Here is an 18,491-nt window from a genome sequence, read left to right on the forward strand (position 1 = left end):
TTTTATGCAAGTGCCGCTTTATCCCGTATGTACGCTCTCCGCGGCAATTTTTGAAAACCGTCCGCGTGCTCAACAAAGCCTCCGTACCTACAAAGACTTCGTGCGCGTTGTCACGTGCGGCACAATCGGTTACAATAAATTCATGCGAAACAAACAAAACGACGAACTCGCCGTGTGCGGACTTTCCGCCGTAAAAAAGCTCGAAAAAAATAATTGGAAAAAAATCCGCCGATTGTATTTTACAAAAGAGACGGCGCCGTTTTTCGGAGGACTTTGCAAAAAGCTTGCAGAAAATCGCGGCATATATAATTTGGTGGAACCTGCCGATTTGGAAAAGCTTTCCGGTACCGTGCATCATCAGGGCGTCGTCGCGATGATTTTTATGCCGAAAATCACACCGCTCGATTCCGACATTGCGGACGAATGGATTGCAAACGGCGAAAACGTACTCGTACTCGACCGCATCGGCAACGCGAACAATTTCGGTGCAATCGTGAGAAGCGCGGCTTTTTTCGGTATGAAAAACATCGTCATACCGGCGGACGAATCGCAGTCTGCGATCACGACGAGCAGTTACCGCATCGCACAAGGCGGTATGGAATTCGTTACGATTTATTCCGCGAATTCGATCGCACGTTTTATGGACGCGGTACAAAACCGCATGCTGCGGATAGGCACCGACTTGTCTGCAAAAAAAACGATCGCGGAAATTGCCGGTATGCGCGGAAGCAAACCGGTAGCCGTTGTACTCGGCAACGAAGAGGACGGCATATCCGACGACGTGCGGAAAAATTGCGACGAATGCGTCATCATTCCTTTTGCGGGATTCGCCGAAGGAAGCGAGCCCGCCATACAAAGCTTAAACGTCGCACAGGCGGCATCTATTATTTTATACGAACTGCAAAAAACGCCGTCCGGCGCACACTGACGCGAAGTAATTTTTTATCTCCTCTTTTTATTGACAGCGTACCAAGGAATGAAGTAGTATAAAAAAATTAAATAAACGTATAGTGCTGTCTTTTCGTCCAAACCTCTTTCTGCCGATCGGCGGTATTATACACATTACGAATGTCGATTCATTTTTTTAAGGAGGCATTATGAAAAAAATGATTTTGGCCGTCATGCTTGCAAGCATCGGCGCGGCGGTTTTTGCGACCGGTACCGCGGAAACGACGGGTTCGTCCGCAAAGCCGGTTACGCTGGAATGGTGGACGTGGGATCCGACCATGAAAGATCAAAATATGCAAATCATTGCAAAGTATCAGGCGGAACACCCGAACGTAAAAATCAACAATACCATTATCGACACACATGAATACTGGACGAAACTTCGCATTCAGGCGCAGCAGCGCAAACTGCCCGACGTCTTTACGATGAGTTCCGGCTATCTCGAAGAATGGGCGGAAAGCGGTCTCATGTACAATCTCGATCCGCTTATCAAACGCGACGGTACCGATAAAAAATTTTATAAATCGATGATGGACGCGACGAAAGCGATTGCAAAAAGCGATCATGTCTATGCGCTTCCGTTCGCGCTCGTTACGGCGGTGCTTTACTACAACAAAGATATGTTTGATGCGGCAGGTGTCAAATATCCGACGGATGACTGGAGCTGGAACGATTTTCTCGCCGCCGCAAAAAAATTGACGATCGATAAAAACAAAGACGGTGTCGTCGACCAGTGGGGCTTTTGGTTTTACGGACGTTATGCGCAAATCGAAAGCTGGGTGTATGCGAACGGCGGCAACCTGCTCAATGCGCAAAAAAACAAATTCGCTCCGGATGCAAATGCGATCGATGCGCTGAATTTTCTGTATCGGCTCGTTGCCGTTGAAAAAGTCGCACCCCGTCAAAAAGATATGAGTGCATTCCGCAATCAGGATATTTTTCCGCAGGGTAAATGCGCAATGTGGATCGACGGTTCATGGTATGTCGACAATCACCGCAAAACGCTCGGCAACAGCGTAAAGTGGGGTATAAGCCGCGTTCCGTTCGGACCCGCAGGTAAAGCAAAGCGCGTCACCTACGGCTGGCCCGATGCATACTGTATGTCGCCGAATACGCAAAATGTCGATGAAGCGTGGAAATTCATGCAGTACGTTGCGGGCGAAGGTATCGATTTGTCGCAGTATATGGCGGGTAAAATTCCGTCGAACATTGCGCTTTCAAAAGGCATCGTCGACCCGGCTCAGCAGCCCGGCAAAGAGATGGAGCTTTTGAATAAAGAAGCGGGTGAGCCTCTTAAAACTTCCTACACAAAAGGATGGAACGAATGGAGAGGTTACCGTGCGAACGAAGCGATGGGCTTAAACGGTTACATCGACAGCGCGTTGAACGGTGAGAGAACGATGGATCAGGCGATTACGGCCGCGACCAAAGACATCAACGTTGTTCTTTCCCGTTATTACAAATAATTGATTTTATCGGCGGCATGCGTCAGTTTGCATGCCGTCTTTTTATTATTCAATATTTATTAATTTAGGATATAATAATGTCTTCCAAATCACTCGTATGGCACAAGCCGTGGACACCATGGATTTTTTTATTGCCGACCGTCATCGGTCTGTTCGTCTTTCGTTTAATGCCGATCGTCGCCGCATTTATCTTAAGCTTTTCCGATTGGAATTTGCTCGCATCTCCGAGATTCCACGGATTTGCAAACTATATCGAAGCGCTTAAAGACCCCGACACGTGGCTTGTTATCCGCAATACGTTCAAGTTTTCCGTTTTCTATGTAACAGGCGGTATGCTGCTCGGCTTGATTTTTGCCTGCCTTATCAACGTAAAAATAAAGGGTGTCAATTTTTTCCGCGCTGCCATTTACATGCCGGTCATCACTTCTTCGGTTGCGGTCGGAATCGTTTGGCGATGGCTGCTCGGCCCCACCTACGGACTCCTTTCCCTTGTTTTGAAAAGCGTCGGCATTATGACTATGCCGAATTGGCTCGGCGATAAAAAACTCGTTTTGTTTACCGTTGCATTCGTCCAAGTATGGAAAATGTCCGGTTATTACATGATTTTGTTTCTTGCCGGCCTTCAAAATATCTCACATGAAATGATGGAAGCGGCGACCATAGACGGAGCAAGCCGCCCGCAGCGTTTTTTCCGCATAACGCTGCCGCTTTTGAGTCCGACGACGTTTTTTATTTTAACAATCGCAATCATCGATTCATTTAAAAACTTCGAATTGATTCTTGCCATGACGCGCGGCGGACCTATGAACGCATCGAACACGCTCGTCTATGACGTGTACTTAAACGCATTCGTATATTACCGCGTCGGCTTCGCCGAATCGATCGCGTTTATCCTTTTGATAATCGTCGCCTTTTTTACCGTATTGAATTTTTACATCAGAAAACGCTGGGCGCAGCCGTGGGATTAAAAAAATTTCGGAAAAGCATCGTTTCAAACGGGAACGGCGCTTTTTGAAGATTACCGTTTTTCGTAAAAACTTTTATTAGGAGAATACCGTGTTGGACAAAGAAGGCCGCATTCCGGCCATACGATATACATTGATTATTTTATTTGTACTGCTTTCGATTTTTCCGTTCATTTGGATGGTGTCGAATTCTTTTATGAGTGCGAAAAATATTTTCGCCGATCCGCCGAGATTCATACCCGATCTGCTGTTTACCGGCCAAATGTGGGACAACTATAAAACGGTCATGGGCGTATATAATTTCGGACGCTATATTTTAAACTCCGTTTTTGTCGTCGTGCTTGCCGCGGCCGGACAGCTTTTCGTATGCTCTCTCAGCGGTTTTGCATTTGCACGGATGCGCTTCAAAAGCAGAAACCTGCTGTTTTCTCTTTTAGTGCTCACCTATATGATTCCGGTTCAAGTTACGATCATCCCCGAGTACTATCTTATGATGCGCTTGAATTGGCTCGATTCCTATCTTCCCCTGATAGTGCCGTCTTTCCTTGCCGGCGCGCTCGGTACCTTTATGCTGAAAGAATTTTACGAACAAGTACCCGAAGCGCTTTTCGATGCCGGAATCATCGACGGGGTGAATTCGCTTCAAATGTATACGATGATTTACGTACCGCAATCGATCGCGCCGATCGCGACGCTGTTTATCATCGCATTTATGAACAACTGGAACGATCTGCTTCGGCCTATGCTCTACATTGCCAAAACGGAGCTGTACACCGTTACACTCGGACTTACGATGTTCCAAGGTCAATATTCGAGCGAATGGAATTTGCTGCTTGCGGCCGGCGTACTTGCCGTTTTGCCGCTGATCATCGTGTTTGTTTTCTGCCAGCGCTATATCATCGAAAATTCCATGAACGCCGGCATCAAAGGATAATATGACTGTCATCAAACGCTTGGATCAAATAGACAATCCCGACGGAAATATTCAGCGGTTTTTGACCGTGTCGGGATTCGGCTGGAACGACATCGCCTTTACGCAAGCTCCGTTCCGTTCCGATTTTATTAAATCGTTGGCACAGCTCTATCGCGTGGCCATCATTCCGAAAAATCCTACCGAAGCCGGACACTTGATTTTTTTCCATGTACCCGACACCGTCGATACGGCTTCGATGCCCCGAACGATCGGCGGCGTGACGTATTACGATACGACGGCAAACCTCGCCGCGTGGATCGAAAGCGGCGATCCGAAAAGTGAAAGCCTGCTGAATGCGGTTATAAAAGCGGGTTTTTGCGATACGGCTGACGGATCGGGTGCGGGTACGAGGGCTATGCCGGTTTCGAATCGATTCGGCTGCGTAAGCGACGCCGCAAAAGCGCACGACATCGCATGCAACGCCCACTTTTTTTTAATGGACACTTTCGATGCGCTCAGTCCGTACGATCTTTTCGGAACGCCCTACGGTATGACCGTGCAAAAAGGAACAATGATTTTGCCGCCGCTGCATCATCGTCCCGCACTCGTCGTGGATACTGACGGAAAAACACGGATCGCACATCCCGAACTCACCGAAGTATCCGTAACGATAGACGGCAAAACTTACATACACGGCGAAAACTGTCTTTTTTTTGAACGCCCCGATACGGAAATGACGCCGCCGTGCAGCGGAAGCGCATTGCTCGTTGCCGACGGCCGCGTCATCGCGTCGAAAGAAGGAGGAGCCGTTCGTGTTCCTATGGGAGGCTTTGCCATTCAAACGGAAAAGTCCGTTGCCGTTTCCAATCCGCACTGTTCGTTTCAAAGCGATACGCCGTATGCGTTTGCATTGCAAGTCGGACCTGCGATGACGGAAAACGGAAAACCTGCCGTCGATTTTTCCGGCTGCCCTTTTTGCGAATTCGGAAAAATGACCGCATTTCCACCGACGGTATACCCCCTTTCTTGGGACGGCGGAAGAGCCGGACGGATAGTGTTGGGAGCCGATAAAGACGATTTGCCCGTGTTAATTTGGGCCGAAGCCGCAAGCATCCACGGCCACGTAAAAGGAAAAGAAAGTCCCGGCTGTTCTCTCAAAGAAATGGCCGCATACTGCGCCCGGATCGGTCTTCAAAACTCGGTCAATTTGGACGGCGGCGGATCGTCGCAGCTGCTTGTAAACGGCGAGAGATTTTTGCATTTGAAAGACCGAACGGCCGACAATCGGGAAGCGGAACGACCGGTACCGGGAATCATCGTCATATCGTAAATCGGCGCGCAACGATATCGCTCCTTTTGGATATGCGCTTTTAAAAACATTGCCAAAGATCCCAAAGCGCGTTATGATTCGCAGTATGAAATACTTTATCATGTCCGATATTCACGGAAGCGCTGCGGCTTGTGAAAAAGCGCTCGCGCACTTTCATGCACTTAAATGCGATAAAATTATTTTACTCGGCGACGTACTCTATCACGGGCCGAGAAATCCGCTTCCGGAAAATTATGCGCCCGCCCTTGTCGCGCAAATGCTCAATCCGCTCGCTCATAACATAATCGCGTGCCGCGGAAACTGCGACTCCGAAGTCGATCAAATGGTACTCGCCTTCCCGATTTCTGCGGATTACGCCTGCATCGCTGATGACGGTATAAGAATTTTTGCATCGCACGGACACATCTATGCTCCGGCAAAACAAACGGCGAACGAAACAATTGTCGCCGGCAGCAAAGTTCCGCCGCTTTCTCCGAACGATATCGAACTGTTCGGCCACATCCACGAACAGCACTTGTACAAAACGCAAGCCGGCGTACTCGTATGCAATCCCGGGTCGACATCGCTTCCGAAAAACGATTCTCCTGCGGGATTCGCCGTATACGAAAAAAGCGAAATCGCATTGTACGATATGGAAGGACGCGAACTCAAGCGGATGAGCTGCAAATAAGCTGCGCGCAATCGAAGGAGGATTTTACACGATGAAAAAAATTATTAATTTTATACTGCCGATATTATCTGCGGCGGCACTTTTCGCAAACGGAAAAAACGATATATCGAACTCCGCACAAAATGCGGTCGAACCGAAAACTCGAATCGTGGCATCGACATCGTGGACAGCCGCCTTTGCCGACATCGCAGGAGCGGACAATATTGAAACGATCGCACCCGCAATGCTTCGTCATCCGCCGGAATACGAAGTGACGGTAAGCGATATTCAAAAAATCACGGCAAGCGATCTTTTCATCTACGCCGGTTTTGAACGAATGATGAAAACGCTCGGCGATTCTATAGACGGAACGAAAATGATGCGAATCGCAAGCGACAATTCAATTGCAACGGTAACGAGCGAAACGGCAAAAATTGCGGAAAGATTGGGTACGGAAGAAAAAAACAAAGCGCGCCTCGCCCTCTATGTAAATGCCATACGGGATGCGAAAGCGGAAATCGAACGGCGCGGAAAATCGAATGCAAAAGTGCTGTGCCACAAACACCAGCGCTACCTCGCCGCCGATTTGGGTTTTACCGTTACGGAAACATTCGGGCCGGAAGCGGTGACGGCAAACCAAATCGCAAACGCGAAAACCGGCGGCTACGATATAATCATCGACAATGTGCATAACCCCGTAGGCAGTCCGCTCGCCGAAGTCGCGCCCAACGCCGCGTATATCGTGTGGCGAAACTTTCCCGACAAAGTCGAACGAAATGCACTGCTGCACGTCATACGGGAAAATATCGCCTCGCTGATGAAAGCGATGTAAACGCCGAAAACACGCGGCCGGAAAATCGATCCCGAACAAGCATTACAAAGAGAATCGTCTTATGAAAATACAAAAACCGTTTGTTTATTTTATGCGCTGTATGTCGATTGCAGTCGCCGCGGCTATTTTTATACTTTCTTCACGATCGAAACTGCCGCTGCCCGATTCCGTACTGTTTCCGGGTGTGGATAAAATTTTACACGCCTGCGCATTCGGATGTTTTGCATTCACTTTTTCGTATTGGCTCGACAGCGGTACGTGGAAGACAAAACCCGCCGCATGTATTTTGATCGTGTGTATCGCCGCCGCATGTTACGGAGCAAGCGATGAAATTCACCAAATCTTCGTTCCCGGCCGCGACGCTTCCGTATACGATTGGATTGCCGACTGTACCGGCGCCCTTGCCGCGTCCCTTGTGCGCACGGCGCTCATGCGGCGAAAAAAAGCACATGAACAAGGCATTTCAAAAAATGAAAAACAAAAGCTTTATCTAATAAATCAATTCTCCGAGAATGAAAACTATTTTACAGAATCCTTTTTCAATTGACTTATTATCTTCCTGATAAAAATAAAAAAGAGAAGCATCGACCGTAAGATATTGCGATAAAACTGCAATGGATTTTGCCGTTTGCTGAAGTATATTTTCTATACCGTTTGATAAAAAAGCTATAATGGCACGGTTATGCTTTAATTCGCTATTTTTTATTTCCGGACTGATATATTTTGATGTCTTTATGATGTTGCGTATATATTCATGACGTTTTTTAATCGCATCCGTAGCTTCATCAAGAGATTTCCCTGTTTCGGAATAAAAAGAGACTGCAGACTTTTCAAAAATCCAGTCTTGCGGATCTCCGTGTTGCTCACCTCCGCGGTTTAAAAAACAAACTTGAATTAAGTCTTCGACCTCTAAATCCGTCATAGGGTAAAAATAAAGGTCAAAAAAATTCATAAAAACATCGTCCGGATAAAGAATATCGTCATCGGAAATTTCTTTAACGCAGCCTATAATGCAAATCGTTTTTTGCCGATATTGGTTTATAAGTTCTATTATTTCGTCATCCGTTTGTTTGCCGAACATAAAATAAATAATCACAAAATCATAATAATCATAATCAAATTCTCCGATTTCAATAATTTTAATTTCATCATTTCGAATGATACGGTTAATATGATACCTGCTGCCGATATCGGCGTTGTCTATGATTTCAAAATTCATACACATATATTAACCGAATAAACCTATCATATTATGATAGATTTTTGCAAAATCATTCCGCGTCGAAAGCCGTATCGATGAGAACTTTTTCGGCATCCGTTTGAGAAAGCGCATCGACCCGTGTCAATTTTTTTTCGATGTTGCGGCTGCTCTTTTCCGCTTTTTCGATTTCATTTGTCGCCGACTGCAGCTTTTCTTTTGTCTTTGCCAAAAGCGTGCCGAATTTTCCGAATTCCGTTTTTACGGAACCGAGCAAGTCCCAAACTTTGCTTGTCTCTTTTTGAATCGCAAGCGTACGAAAGCCCATCTGCAAACTGTTCAAAAGTGCCGTCAGCGTCGTCGGCCCCGATATCGTAACTTTAAAATCGTTTTGCAGCTGCTGCACAAACCCCGGAATGCGGTTCAGCTCCGCATACAAACTTTCATACGGAACGAACAATATGCCGAAATCGGTCGTATGCGGAACTTCGATATATTTTTCTTTAATGTCTTTTGCCATGCTCCTTATCTCGGAAGCCAACGCTCTTTTCTGCGATTCGATTTCGGACTTATCTCCCGTTTCATACGCCAGTGTCAGCTTATCCCAAATCGCAACGGGGTATTTCGAATCGAGCGGCAGGTAGATATAATCGCGTTCCGTGATTTTCGACGGAATTTTTACGGCAAATTCGACGACCATTTTCGGATTGGAAGGATTCGGATGCGCATTTTTTTCGTATTGTTCGGCCGATAAAAAATTGCTGAGGATGGCTTCAAGCTGCACTTCGCCCATACCTCCGGCGGACTTTACATTCGTCAATGCGCGCTTGAGTCCGCCGACGTCGCCGGCAAGAGTCTGCATTTCGCCGAGTCCTTTTTGTACGGCTTCAAGCTGCTTACTCACGATTTCAAACGAACTCGACAATCGCTTTTCAAGCGTCGACTGCAGTTTTTCGTCTACCGTCATGCGCATCTGCTCGAGTTTTTTTTCGTTGTTATCCTGTATGTTTTTAAGACCGGCTTGTATGGTTTCCTGCTGTTTAAAAAGATTCGCCTGCGTCGCACTTGATAAGCTGTCGAATTTTTGAGAAATGATCGCCATAAATTTTGTTAAATTATTCGTCAAGGATTCGTGCGTGTTTTTTGTCAGCGTGTCCAATTTTCCGTTTATCGATTCTTGGAATTTTACGAGCGTTTCGGTGTTTTCTTTTCGAGATTCTCTGTCGCTTTCGGAATTCGTTTTTCTGCTTCGTTCAAATTCGTCCTTCAGATTTTTTTCGTAATTTTCAAGCCGGTTGATAATCGTCCGTGAATCGGTCCCGCTTTTTTTAACAATAAGCACGATTAATAAAATAACCGTGAGCAAAAGCAATCCGATAATCGCTATAAAAAACTGCAATTCCATATTATTAATCGAAAACCCCTTTTCCGCCGCTCGGACTGCGGTTCGCCGAAGCGGCTCTGTAGATGCGTCTGTTACTTTTCAGTATGATTCCGCTCTCACGCTTCCCATAATTCGTTGAGGCGCGAGTCGAGGGCGGCGATGACGCGGCCTCGCGAAAAATGCAGGTGCTTTGCCGTAAGCGCGTCGAAAGTCGTAAACATCTGTCCGAGAAATATGCCCGCTTTGCCCGGCAAGTGCAAGTGCGGCGATATGGCAAATTGCGAAAGAAATACCATGCCCGAAAGAATGCCGCTTTTATGCAAACCGACGAGGAGCGAGTCGAGCGTGATGCGGAATTTGCCGAGCGAAAGGAGCACTTTGCCCGAGGGCGCAAGCAGCGCAAAAAAGGTAATGCCGATCGTCATAAAGACTGTCGGCAGCACTTTGATGCGGCCGCGTTTTTTTATTGCAGCCATTGTGAAAAACGCCGCAACGAAAATCCACACGATGCACACGCGCGCGATGCCGGAAAAAGTTTTCGGAACGACCAGTCCGTGCAACAAAAAAATCGGGAACAAAATCATCGCTGCGATAAACTGAACGCGCGAAGTTTTGGCATCGGCATCGATCGGGCTGCCGGAAGAGGGGGCAGCGGAAAAGACCGGAGCGCTTTCGGCGCGAGGACTTTGGAGCGAGGGGGAGACTTCCCCCCTTGCCGTATTCGAATCAAATTGTTCGGAAAGGAGGCGCTTATACCACGACGATTTCGCGCAAAAAATATTGACAAAAATACCGAGCACGAGACCGGTAACAAGACCGGTGACAAAAAGAAGCGGGGCGATGTAACGCGTTTGAGCGCCGAAGATCATCATGCGGGCAACGGCGACCTGTGCCGCATTGTTTACAAGCGCACCTGCGAGACTCAAGCCGATGTTCGACATGAGCTTCGTTTTGTGAAAGAGCGCGTAAAGCAGGAGCATAGCAAAACCGGAAGCGAACGAACCCGCTGCGGAAAACACGAATACGTACGAAAAAAGCGTGCCGGAGATGAGCGCCTGACCGAGCACTTTCAGCACGATCAAAAAGGCGACGTCGCGTTTGGACATCATCGCGAGCGAAATGAGGATCGGAAGGTTTGCCAATCCGAGCCGCATAAACGGCAGCGGTTTCGGGATCGCGTATTCGACTGCGGAAAGAAAAAGACAGAGCGCCGCAAAAAACGGAACGCGCGAAGATCGGGTTGTGTTCGTCATAGCGCAAGTATAAACTGTCGCCGCATCTCCTACAAGCCCAAGAGCGACGGCAGCCACAGCGATATGGCGGGTATATATGTGATGATCAAAAGCGCCGCGATGCTTGCCAAAAGAAAGGGCATATTCGCTTTCAAAAAATCCCATATCGACACTTTGAGCAGCGACGATACGACGAAAATCATGGAGCCGAAAGGAGGCGTCAATCCGCCGATCGCCATGTTCAGCGTCATGACGATGCCGAAGTGAACGAGATCGATTTTGAGTGTATTCAATATCGGAACCAAAAGCGGCGCAATGATGATGATGGCGGGGCCGCCTTCGACAAACATTCCGACGATAAATAAAAAGATATTGACGAGCATTAAAAATACGTATTTATTGGCGGAAATACTCAACACCGCCTGCGCAATCATGTGCGGAATGCGCTCATAACTTAAATACATACCGAAGAGATTCGCGCCGACGATGATAAACATTACCTGCGCGGTGGAATTGACGGTTTCCCGTAAAATCGGAATAAAGTCTTTGACGTGCAGTTCGCGATAAGCCAGCATCCCTACGAGCGTGCAGTAAAAACATGCGATGGCGCCTCCTTCCGTCGGAGTAAAAACGCCCTGACGCAAACCCATGATGATGACCAAAGGTAAAATGAGAGCGAGAACGGCGGCTCCCGCACCCTGCACGATTTCTTTGCCGCTCGCCATCTTTTCCCGTGTCCGTCCGTAATTGTGTTTTATCGATTCGATATGCACGGATATCATGAGACAGGCGGTAATAACCAAACCGGGAAGATATCCCGCCATAAAAATTTTACCCACGCTGACGCGGGCAACCATCGAATACAAAATAAGCATAATGCCCGGCGGAATGATTGTCGGTATGATGGAACTGGTCGCAGTAATCGACGCGGAAAACGGCATCGGAAAACCGCGCTTTTCCATTTCAGGAACCAAAATTTTGCACTGCATGGCGGCATCGGCGTTTGCGGAACCGGAGATCCCGCCCATGAGCGCGGACAATACGACGTTTACCTGTCCGAGTCCGCCGGGGAGATGTCCGACCAAGAGATCGGCAAAACGCATCAAACGCTTGCTGATGCCCGAATAATTCATAATCACGCCCGCAAAGATAAAAAACGGTATGGCAAGCAGCGGAAAAGATTCGATACCCGATATGAAATTTTGCAATACGAATTGCGGCGGCATATTGTTCGACATAAATAAAAAATAGGTCATGGATCCGCCGATGAGCGCAAAACCGATCGGTACATTGAGCATAAATAAAATAAACACGATCAACAGCGGTATTAAATTCATATTTTTTCCTGCCTATTTTTTTTTGAAAGAAACACGAGCTTTATCCGTTTTACTTTTTCGAATAAGCGCAGCGCCGTATAAACGATCAAAAGCAAAAATCCGATACTGATCGACGCGTTGACAAAGGTGTACGACAATCCGATTATCGGAGTTATTTTGCCCCATGAACTGATACAAAGTCTGACGCTGAGTATGAAAATAATAATATCGAGCGCCAACACGAAAAGGTCTATTAAAAATTCAATGACAAACTGCAATTTTTCCGGAAGCAGATTTACGATTATGTTTATGCCCACGTGATCATGCGTTCGGTAAGCGGCTGCGATGCCCATATAGGTACACCACACGAACATAATCGTTGCAAGCTCTTCCATCCAATTAAATATAAAACCCAAAATATATCTGCAAAAGACATTGATGATAACGAAGAGAACGATACCGAAAAGCGCAACGGCTGCGATAATATAATCCAAATTACCGAGCACGGATTTTCTGTTCATGTTCATTTCCTTATTAATTAATACGGGTAAAGACGAAATGCCGCTGAGACTTTTCGCCTCTACCCCTTTTACCGGTGTTTACTTGCCGCGAATTTTTGCCAATTCGGCTTGAATCGTATCGTATACGCCGGGCGTAAGATTTTTATTGTTTTCAAACACTTTTTTGGTCAATGTACGGAACTCGTCTTTTTCGACTTCGTAGAACTTTACCCCTTCTTTTCCGAGGCTTTCTCTGTCTTTGATTTCCTGCAGCGCTACGCGTTCGTTGTTCCGCTTTGCACCTTCAAGGAATTCTTCTTCCATGATTTTTTGCTGTTCCGGCGTAAGACTGTCCCAAATTTTCTTCGACATAACGCAGCATGTCGTTCCGCAAAAGTGACCGGTCAACGAAATATCTTTGATAATGGCGCCCATCTGATTGTCCGCAATATCGCTGATGGAAGTTTCAAGTCCGACGACGACGCCCTGCTGTACGGCGGAATATACTTCCGACCATGCCATCGGTATGGGATTCGCACCCATCGCACTCAGCGTTTCGATCCACAAGTTCGATTTCGGAACACGCAGTTTCATGCTGTTCAATTCTTTCGGATTGCGCACGGGTTTGTTCGCGCAGATATGGCGGAAACCGAATCCGTAATCCAATGCCAGCACTTTCATCCCGTTTTCTTCGGCTTTTTTATTTAAAGCCTTTGCAAAGTCGCTGTGACACATCGCCGTATATTCTTCCATGTTGTTATAGAGCATGGGCCCGACAAGCGCGTTATAATCCGGTACATAGTCCGCCATATAACTCGGATCTTCGTTGGAAATAAAATACGCACCCGCGCGCACTTGCTCGATGCCGTCTTTATACGTCGCGATTTCACCGTTCGGATAAATCTGAATTTCGATCGCACCGTTCGTTCTTTTATTTATATTGTCCGCAACTTCGCGCAGCGTAACGTTCAAAGGCTGTTCGTTCGTAAATACGTTGCTGAGTTTAAATACGTGTTTTGCCGCTCCCTGTCCGCCCGCATTTTTTTTACTGCATCCGAACGCTAAAAACAATACCGCAATCAACGCCGAAAAACATACCGTTCGTTTGATTCTTTGTTTCATCTTTCACTCCTCTTGAGATTGGTAATCAATTTGTCAAAAAGCAAAGCCTGTTGGTTATAACGCCGTCGACTTTGCATTCCGACATATCGGAAAAGGTATCCTTGTCGTCGATAATCCACGGATATACCTTTATGCCCAAAGAATGTAAAAATTCCACACCGCTTTTATTTACATATTCTGCAGCCGGATGATAACTGTAAATACGGAACGGAAGATTTTTCAAATAGGTTTTTAATTCCAGCAATTCGCCGTCCAATGCGAGACCGAGCTTTACGTCACGATTTTCTTTTGCAATATGTTCCAAAACAATATGATTTAATGAAGCTAAAATAAACGCATCCGTACTTCGTCTTTCAAGCACGAAACGCAGCAAATCCGTCTCCCACGGCTCTTCTTCTTTGACGTCGCGCTTTACCTCCAAATTCAACATCAGATTTTCAGGTATGAGGTATAAAAATTCGTCCAGAGTTAAAATCCGCTCTCCGAAATAGCGCTCCATGTTATTGTGCGCGGACAGCGCTTTCAGTTCTTTGAGCGTTTTGTCCCGCACTTTGCCCGTACCGTCGGTCGTGCGGTCTACGGTAAAATCGTGAAAAATGACGTATTCTCCGTCTTTTGTCCGCTGTATGTCGCATTCGATTTGATCCGCACCGGATTCCACCGCCAAAATAAAAGAGCTTGCCGTGTTTTCCGGACGAAGATCGGGGACACCTCTGTGCGCAATCAATTCCATCTGCAGCTCCGAAAAGCTTGAAAATTTAATAAGTATAAGTAAATTATAGGGGCAGATTTTTCAGCTGTCAAGTTTTTTATTTTGCTTTTTTTATATGCGTTATGATATAAAAACGGAGTGAACTATTTTAATATTAATAATTTTTATTAATATTATTTTTTTGATTTGACATTCATTCGCCGAAAATTTCTTTTCTGTGATATTCGCCGAGCTTTTCAAGATCGCAAGCAAGAGATGTTTTTTCTTCGCTTTCATTTACCGCGCGATTTTTTTGATACGCTTTTAAATCGATGAGAAAACGGTTCATCGAAAAATGCTGATAGATGAAAACGCTTTTCCACGCATCACTTCCGGCATAGCAGGCTTTTAATGCGTCGCGGTACGGCGCAAATATACCCTTCTCTTTCAACTCCGCATAGCCGACAAGCCACAGCTGCACCGGATTAAAACACTCGCCGTTTTTTTTGCCGTGCGTATCGGCTCGGCTTCGCGCAATTTTTTTTCCGCTTGCGCCGTTTTCCCACAGTGCGCGATGGAGCTTTGCCGTGTGTTCGGCCATCCACAGTTGGCTTATTTCGATGAGCTTTGCGATTTCAGGATTTGCTTTTTGCAGAGAGCGCAAATGGTGCGTCTTCGCGGTGTGCACCGGCGTTTTATTCAGGATGACGACGTTTTTTCTGAAATCGGTTTGCAGTTCGGGATTGCGGCGAAAAAAACCGTCGGCGATTTTCCCGCTCTGTCCGACGAGGTAGCGATTGTTGATCGAAAGCTGTTCGTCTTTACCCGGATTGTCGCCGATGACGATCAATTTGATTTCATCTTGAGCGGAGATGTCGTCGAGCGCACGGTTGTACACGACCGTCGTTTCCACGGGATAATCCGGCGTATCCTTTTGCGCGGCTGTTTTTTGCAGCGTTTCGAGCGCCGAAGCGTACTTCGACCACTCGGCAACGCGAGAGCGGAATTCGTTACGGAATTCGACAAAGGCTTTAAATTGCGATCGAAGCATCACCGCTCTCCGCAACTCTCAGGAAAATATTATTGTGCGGTTTTTCGCAATCGGAAAAACGAAACGATATTGATAATACCCTGATACATAAAACCGAAACCGATCATGTACGCGACGACCAATCCGGTAAAAAGCGGATGAAAGGCCATGACGATGCCGCAGAATATTCCGAGTACGCCGGTCAAAAATAAATAATTTCCTTCGCGCTTGTCGGCTTTGCGTATTTCAAAGCCGATAAAGATTCTTGAGATCCCGCCGAAAAGCACCCAAAACACGAATATGTACGGAATGAGCGTGACCATCGCGCCCAGCGGACCGGAAAACAGGATAAGAGAAAGCACGACGGTAACGATGCCGTCAAAGAGCATAAAGCCGCTGCGATTTCCTTTATCGTAAAAATAGCGGACTATTTCATACACGCCGTTGACGAAGAGTACCGCCGCAAAAAAAATCGACAGCGAAACCAAACTGACCATCGGCTGTGCGATTACATAAATGCCGGCGATAACGGATAGAATTCCCGTTATCAATAAACCCCACTGCAATTCTTTTCTCATACGTCCTCCTGATGTAATCGGCGCCGTAACGGTATGACCGCGTTTGTGCTCACCGTATCGCGCCGCTCGTCTGTCGGTATTACGCTATAGCTTGCGGGAAACTTTGTCAAGCGAAAATATAAAACGTTTCGGACAACGATGTAAAGGCCGGCGGACATCTTAACAAAACGGATCGAAATTTTTGTCTTTATGCCGTACGTATTCAAGCACATCGGCGATCTTTTTTGCGGCGTTTCTATGTACCGTATCGCTTATAAATCCCAACGTCATATCGATCCCCGCCGTTATCCCCGATGACGTATAATACTTTCCGTCAACGACCCAGCGCGCTTCTTTTATCCAATGTACGTTTTTATTTTGCGCCGTTACCCACTCCCACGCTTTTTTATTGCTCGTCGCTTTTCTGCCGTTCAACAATCCGGTTTTGGAAAGCAGGGCGGAACCGGTACATACGCACAAAACGTATTCGCTTTCCGACGCAAGCGTTTTCAGTTTTCGAATAAAATCTTCGTCACCGACCAAGCGTCTCGTGCCTATGCCGCCGGGAATGATGAGGATATCTTTTCGGTCTATCGCATCCGTTTTTTCCGTTTCGATTTTATTTTGTATCGAACACGTTACAGCCCCTCCCGATCGAGAATAATACCGTATATCGCAGCCCGCCTCCGTCTTTGCAAATACTTCCGCCGGTCCGAACGCATCGAGCGCCGTAAAATCGTCGAACAGGATAATATTGACCCGCTTCAAATTTTCCTCCTCATACGACACTTACTAATTACATCATTCGATTATTAATTTTTACAGTATACCGTAATTATCGTACATCGGTAAGCGCTCTTTTATGATTTTGCGATTTTGACAATTTTGCGATTTAGACGTTTTTTCCAAAATGGGCAGTCGGCGGCAGCCCGCAAAGCGGCGTTGCCACTTTCCGCGTCCGCGCGCTATAATAGCCTTATGGCGGACAATATACGAATCGAAAAAGCACAGCGCATCCGCGACGTCATTCGTTACGTCGACCGATTTAAAAACGCCGTCGTCGTCATCTATCTCGACGACATCGACTCGCCGCTTTTTTCAAGCCACATCCGCGACATAGCGCTTATCAAAAAAGCGGGACTGCACGTACTCATCGTGCCGGGTTCGCGCTCGCGCATCGATGAAGTGCTGTCGGCATCGCATATTTCGTGGACGATGCAAAACGGCGTGCGCGTTACGGCGCATGAAGCGATGCCTCTCATAAAAATGGCGGCTTTCGACGTTTCGAATACGGTGATGACTTCTCTCGCCGCAAACCGCATTTCCGCCGTGATCGGAAACTGGGTACGCTCGCGCGCGATCGGCGTGCTCGACGGCAAAGATTACGGGGACGCGGGTGAAATCGACAAGCTCGAAACCGACGCGATCCGCACGGTGCTCGCCGACGGCTTCGTTCCGATTTTTCCGTGCATCGGCTGGAGCCGAACGGGAAAGCCGTACAATATCTCTTCTCCGGCGCTCGCAAAAGAAGTCGCCGTGCAGCTGCAAGCCGATAAATTGTTTTTCGTCACAAGCGGCGACGATATAAATGCATCGCATTTTACCGTGCCGCCCGGAATCGCCGTGACGGAAACGGGTGAAATCCCCGCGCTCAACCTCGGCGAACTCGACTCTTTTATCGACGCGAATGCGAATTCGGAAAGCGGAAAAATCCTTTCGCTCCTGCGCTTGGCAAAGAGCGCGTGCGCATCGGGCGTCGCAAGAACACATATCGTAAACGGTGCGCTCGACGGCGTGCTGCCCTGCGAAATTTTTTCAGGACTCGGAAGCGGTACGATGATCTATTCGGAAAATTACGGCGGTATCCGTGCGATGCAAACCGAAGACATTCCGGCAGTTCTTTCGCTTATGCGCCCCTTCGTCGCCTCCGGAAAACTTTTGCCGAGAAGCGATGCCGAACTGCTCGAAAACGCCGACGATTATATCGTCTACGAACTCGACGGCGGCATACGCGCATGCGCCGCGCTGCATTTTTACGACGCTCATCAGGCGGAAATTGCAGCGGTCGCCGTGGACGAATCCTGCGCGAATATCGGCGTCGGACCGAAGCTCATCGAATTTTTATTAAAAAAGGCAAAACGGGAACGTTCGGAAAGCGTGTTTATCCTCACGACGCAGGCGGCCGATTGGTTTGAAAATTTGGGATTTGTGCCGGACGATATCGGAACGCTGCCTGAAAAACGCAAAGAAAAATGGTCGCCGAACCGCGGCTCGAAACTGTACCGGTTAAAACTGCAATAGAGGGCAAGTGCCGAATAACAATCGTAATTCGTTTCGCTTTTTTAGAAGACGAAAAAA

At 47.3% G+C, this 18,491-nt stretch carries 19 protein-coding genes; 9 read left to right on the forward strand and 10 right to left on the reverse strand.

The window, feature by feature from the left end; genetic code table 11:
• The first annotated feature begins 142 nt into the window (after positions 1–142).
• The 8 genes from H9I35_RS07255 (at position 143) to H9I35_RS07290 (ending at position 7,650) form a co-directional block, all read left to right on the forward strand.
• Complete coding sequence (locus H9I35_RS07255; RefSeq protein WP_187418759.1) at positions 143–928, forward strand: TrmH family RNA methyltransferase; 786 nt, start codon at positions 143–145, stop codon at positions 926–928.
• 169 nt (positions 929–1,097) lie between these two features.
• Positions 1,098–2,414, forward strand: a complete 1,317-nt coding sequence (locus tag H9I35_RS07260; RefSeq protein WP_187418760.1) for an ABC transporter substrate-binding protein — start codon at positions 1,098–1,100, stop codon at positions 2,412–2,414.
• A 77-nt stretch (positions 2,415–2,491) separates the two neighbouring features.
• The gene (locus H9I35_RS07265; RefSeq protein ID WP_187418761.1) at positions 2,492–3,382 is read left to right on the forward strand and encodes a carbohydrate ABC transporter permease; all 891 of its coding nucleotides are present in this window, start codon (positions 2,492–2,494) and stop codon (positions 3,380–3,382) included.
• An 88-nt stretch (positions 3,383–3,470) separates the two neighbouring features.
• Positions 3,471–4,313 carry a carbohydrate ABC transporter permease gene (locus H9I35_RS07270; RefSeq protein WP_187418762.1) on the forward strand — a complete coding sequence of 281 codons (843 nt, stop codon included), beginning with the start codon at positions 3,471–3,473 and terminating at the stop codon, positions 4,311–4,313.
• Between the two features lies 1 nt (position 4,314).
• A complete protein-coding gene (locus H9I35_RS07275; protein ID WP_187418763.1) occupies positions 4,315–5,622 on the forward strand; it encodes a phosphodiester glycosidase family protein in 1,308 nt (435 codons plus the stop codon).
• Positions 5,623–5,707: 85 nt separating this feature from the next.
• Entirely contained in the window at positions 5,708–6,292 is a 585-nt protein-coding gene (gene yfcE, locus H9I35_RS07280) for a phosphodiesterase (protein WP_187418764.1), read from the forward strand.
• Between the two features lie 31 nt (positions 6,293–6,323).
• Positions 6,324–7,103, forward strand: a complete 780-nt coding sequence (locus H9I35_RS07285) for a metal ABC transporter substrate-binding protein (protein ID WP_187418765.1) — start codon at positions 6,324–6,326, stop codon at positions 7,101–7,103.
• Positions 7,104–7,164: 61 nt separating this feature from the next.
• Positions 7,165–7,650 carry a VanZ family protein gene (locus H9I35_RS07290; RefSeq protein ID WP_252722626.1) on the forward strand — a complete coding sequence of 162 codons (486 nt, stop codon included), beginning with the start codon at positions 7,165–7,167 and terminating at the stop codon, positions 7,648–7,650.
• Here the strand turns inward: H9I35_RS07290 and H9I35_RS07295 are convergent.
• The 10 genes from H9I35_RS07295 to H9I35_RS07340 form a co-directional block, all read right to left on the reverse strand.
• Complete coding sequence (locus H9I35_RS07295; protein ID WP_187418766.1) at positions 7,594–8,322, reverse strand: hypothetical protein; 729 nt, start codon at positions 8,320–8,322, stop codon at positions 7,594–7,596. The genes H9I35_RS07290 and H9I35_RS07295 overlap by 57 nt on opposite strands.
• Positions 8,323–8,374: 52 nt before the next feature.
• The gene (gene rmuC, locus H9I35_RS07300; protein WP_187418767.1) at positions 8,375–9,706 is read right to left on the reverse strand and encodes a DNA recombination protein RmuC; all 1,332 of its coding nucleotides are present in this window, start codon (positions 9,704–9,706) and stop codon (positions 8,375–8,377) included.
• A gap of 95 nt (positions 9,707–9,801) precedes the next feature.
• Positions 9,802–10,938 carry a Gx transporter family protein gene (locus H9I35_RS07305; protein WP_187418768.1) on the reverse strand — a complete coding sequence of 379 codons (1,137 nt, stop codon included), beginning with the start codon at positions 10,936–10,938 and terminating at the stop codon, positions 9,802–9,804.
• A 29-nt stretch (positions 10,939–10,967) separates the two neighbouring features.
• Entirely contained in the window at positions 10,968–12,254 is a 1,287-nt protein-coding gene (locus tag H9I35_RS07310) for a TRAP transporter large permease (protein WP_187418769.1), read from the reverse strand.
• Complete coding sequence (locus tag H9I35_RS07315) at positions 12,251–12,754, reverse strand: TRAP transporter small permease (protein WP_187418770.1); 504 nt, start codon at positions 12,752–12,754, stop codon at positions 12,251–12,253. Before H9I35_RS07315 ends, H9I35_RS07310 begins: the two co-directional genes overlap by 4 nt.
• Positions 12,755–12,832: 78 nt before the next feature.
• Complete coding sequence (locus H9I35_RS07320; protein WP_187418771.1) at positions 12,833–13,855, reverse strand: C4-dicarboxylate TRAP transporter substrate-binding protein; 1,023 nt, start codon at positions 13,853–13,855, stop codon at positions 12,833–12,835.
• Positions 13,856–13,880: 25 nt separating this feature from the next.
• A complete protein-coding gene (locus H9I35_RS07325) occupies positions 13,881–14,588 on the reverse strand; it encodes a glycerophosphodiester phosphodiesterase (RefSeq protein ID WP_187418772.1) in 708 nt (235 codons plus the stop codon).
• A 172-nt stretch (positions 14,589–14,760) separates the two neighbouring features.
• Positions 14,761–15,597, reverse strand: a complete 837-nt coding sequence (locus tag H9I35_RS07330) for a hypothetical protein (RefSeq protein ID WP_187418773.1) — start codon at positions 15,595–15,597, stop codon at positions 14,761–14,763.
• A gap of 29 nt (positions 15,598–15,626) precedes the next feature.
• Positions 15,627–16,154: an HdeD family acid-resistance protein gene (locus H9I35_RS07335; RefSeq protein WP_187418774.1), complete on the reverse strand. Its 528-nt coding sequence runs from the start codon at positions 16,152–16,154 to the stop codon at positions 15,627–15,629.
• Between the two features lie 159 nt (positions 16,155–16,313).
• Positions 16,314–16,901, reverse strand: a complete 588-nt coding sequence (locus H9I35_RS07340; RefSeq protein WP_187418775.1) for a DJ-1/PfpI family protein — start codon at positions 16,899–16,901, stop codon at positions 16,314–16,316.
• Between the two features lie 210 nt (positions 16,902–17,111).
• On the opposite strand from H9I35_RS07340, the gene argA reads away from it, so the two are divergent.
• Positions 17,112–18,434 carry an amino-acid N-acetyltransferase gene (gene argA, locus H9I35_RS07345; RefSeq protein WP_187418776.1) on the forward strand — a complete coding sequence of 441 codons (1,323 nt, stop codon included), beginning with the start codon at positions 17,112–17,114 and terminating at the stop codon, positions 18,432–18,434.
• The last annotated feature ends 57 nt before the right edge of the window (positions 18,435–18,491 follow it).

The organism is Treponema sp. Marseille-Q4132 (assembly GCF_014334835.1).
In the GTDB taxonomy this organism is placed as follows: domain Bacteria; phylum Spirochaetota; class Spirochaetia; order Treponematales; family Treponemataceae; genus Treponema_D; species Treponema_D paredis.

Bases quoted from the DNA above. Each gene is read 5' to 3' on its own strand.
- H9I35_RS07255 (WP_187418759.1), top strand. From the start codon at position 143: ATGCGAAACAAACAAAACGACGAACTCGCCGTGTGCGGACTTTCCGCC.
- H9I35_RS07260 (WP_187418760.1), top strand. From the start codon at position 1,098: ATGAAAAAAATGATTTTGGCCGTCATGCTTGCAAGCATCGGCGCGGCG.
- H9I35_RS07265 (WP_187418761.1), top strand. From the start codon at position 2,492: ATGTCTTCCAAATCACTCGTATGGCACAAGCCGTGGACACCATGGATT.
- H9I35_RS07275 (WP_187418763.1), top strand. From the start codon at position 4,315: ATGACTGTCATCAAACGCTTGGATCAAATAGACAATCCCGACGGAAAT.
- yfcE (WP_187418764.1), top strand. From the start codon at position 5,708: ATGAAATACTTTATCATGTCCGATATTCACGGAAGCGCTGCGGCTTGT.
- H9I35_RS07285 (WP_187418765.1), top strand. From the start codon at position 6,324: ATGAAAAAAATTATTAATTTTATACTGCCGATATTATCTGCGGCGGCA.
- H9I35_RS07290 (WP_252722626.1), top strand. From the start codon at position 7,165: ATGAAAATACAAAAACCGTTTGTTTATTTTATGCGCTGTATGTCGATT.
- H9I35_RS07295 (WP_187418766.1), bottom strand. From the start codon at position 8,322: ATGAATTTTGAAATCATAGACAACGCCGATATCGGCAGCAGGTATCAT.
- rmuC (WP_187418767.1), bottom strand. From the start codon at position 9,706: ATGGAATTGCAGTTTTTTATAGCGATTATCGGATTGCTTTTGCTCACG.
- H9I35_RS07305 (WP_187418768.1), bottom strand. From the start codon at position 10,938: ATGACGAACACAACCCGATCTTCGCGCGTTCCGTTTTTTGCGGCGCTC.
- H9I35_RS07310 (WP_187418769.1), bottom strand. From the start codon at position 12,254: ATGAATTTAATACCGCTGTTGATCGTGTTTATTTTATTTATGCTCAAT.
- H9I35_RS07315 (WP_187418770.1), bottom strand. From the start codon at position 12,754: ATGAACAGAAAATCCGTGCTCGGTAATTTGGATTATATTATCGCAGCC.
- H9I35_RS07320 (WP_187418771.1), bottom strand. From the start codon at position 13,855: ATGAAACAAAGAATCAAACGAACGGTATGTTTTTCGGCGTTGATTGCG.
- H9I35_RS07325 (WP_187418772.1), bottom strand. From the start codon at position 14,588: ATGGAATTGATTGCGCACAGAGGTGTCCCCGATCTTCGTCCGGAAAAC.
- H9I35_RS07330 (WP_187418773.1), bottom strand. From the start codon at position 15,597: ATGCTTCGATCGCAATTTAAAGCCTTTGTCGAATTCCGTAACGAATTC.
- H9I35_RS07335 (WP_187418774.1), bottom strand. From the start codon at position 16,154: ATGAGAAAAGAATTGCAGTGGGGTTTATTGATAACGGGAATTCTATCC.
- argA (WP_187418776.1), top strand. From the start codon at position 17,112: ATGGCGGACAATATACGAATCGAAAAAGCACAGCGCATCCGCGACGTC.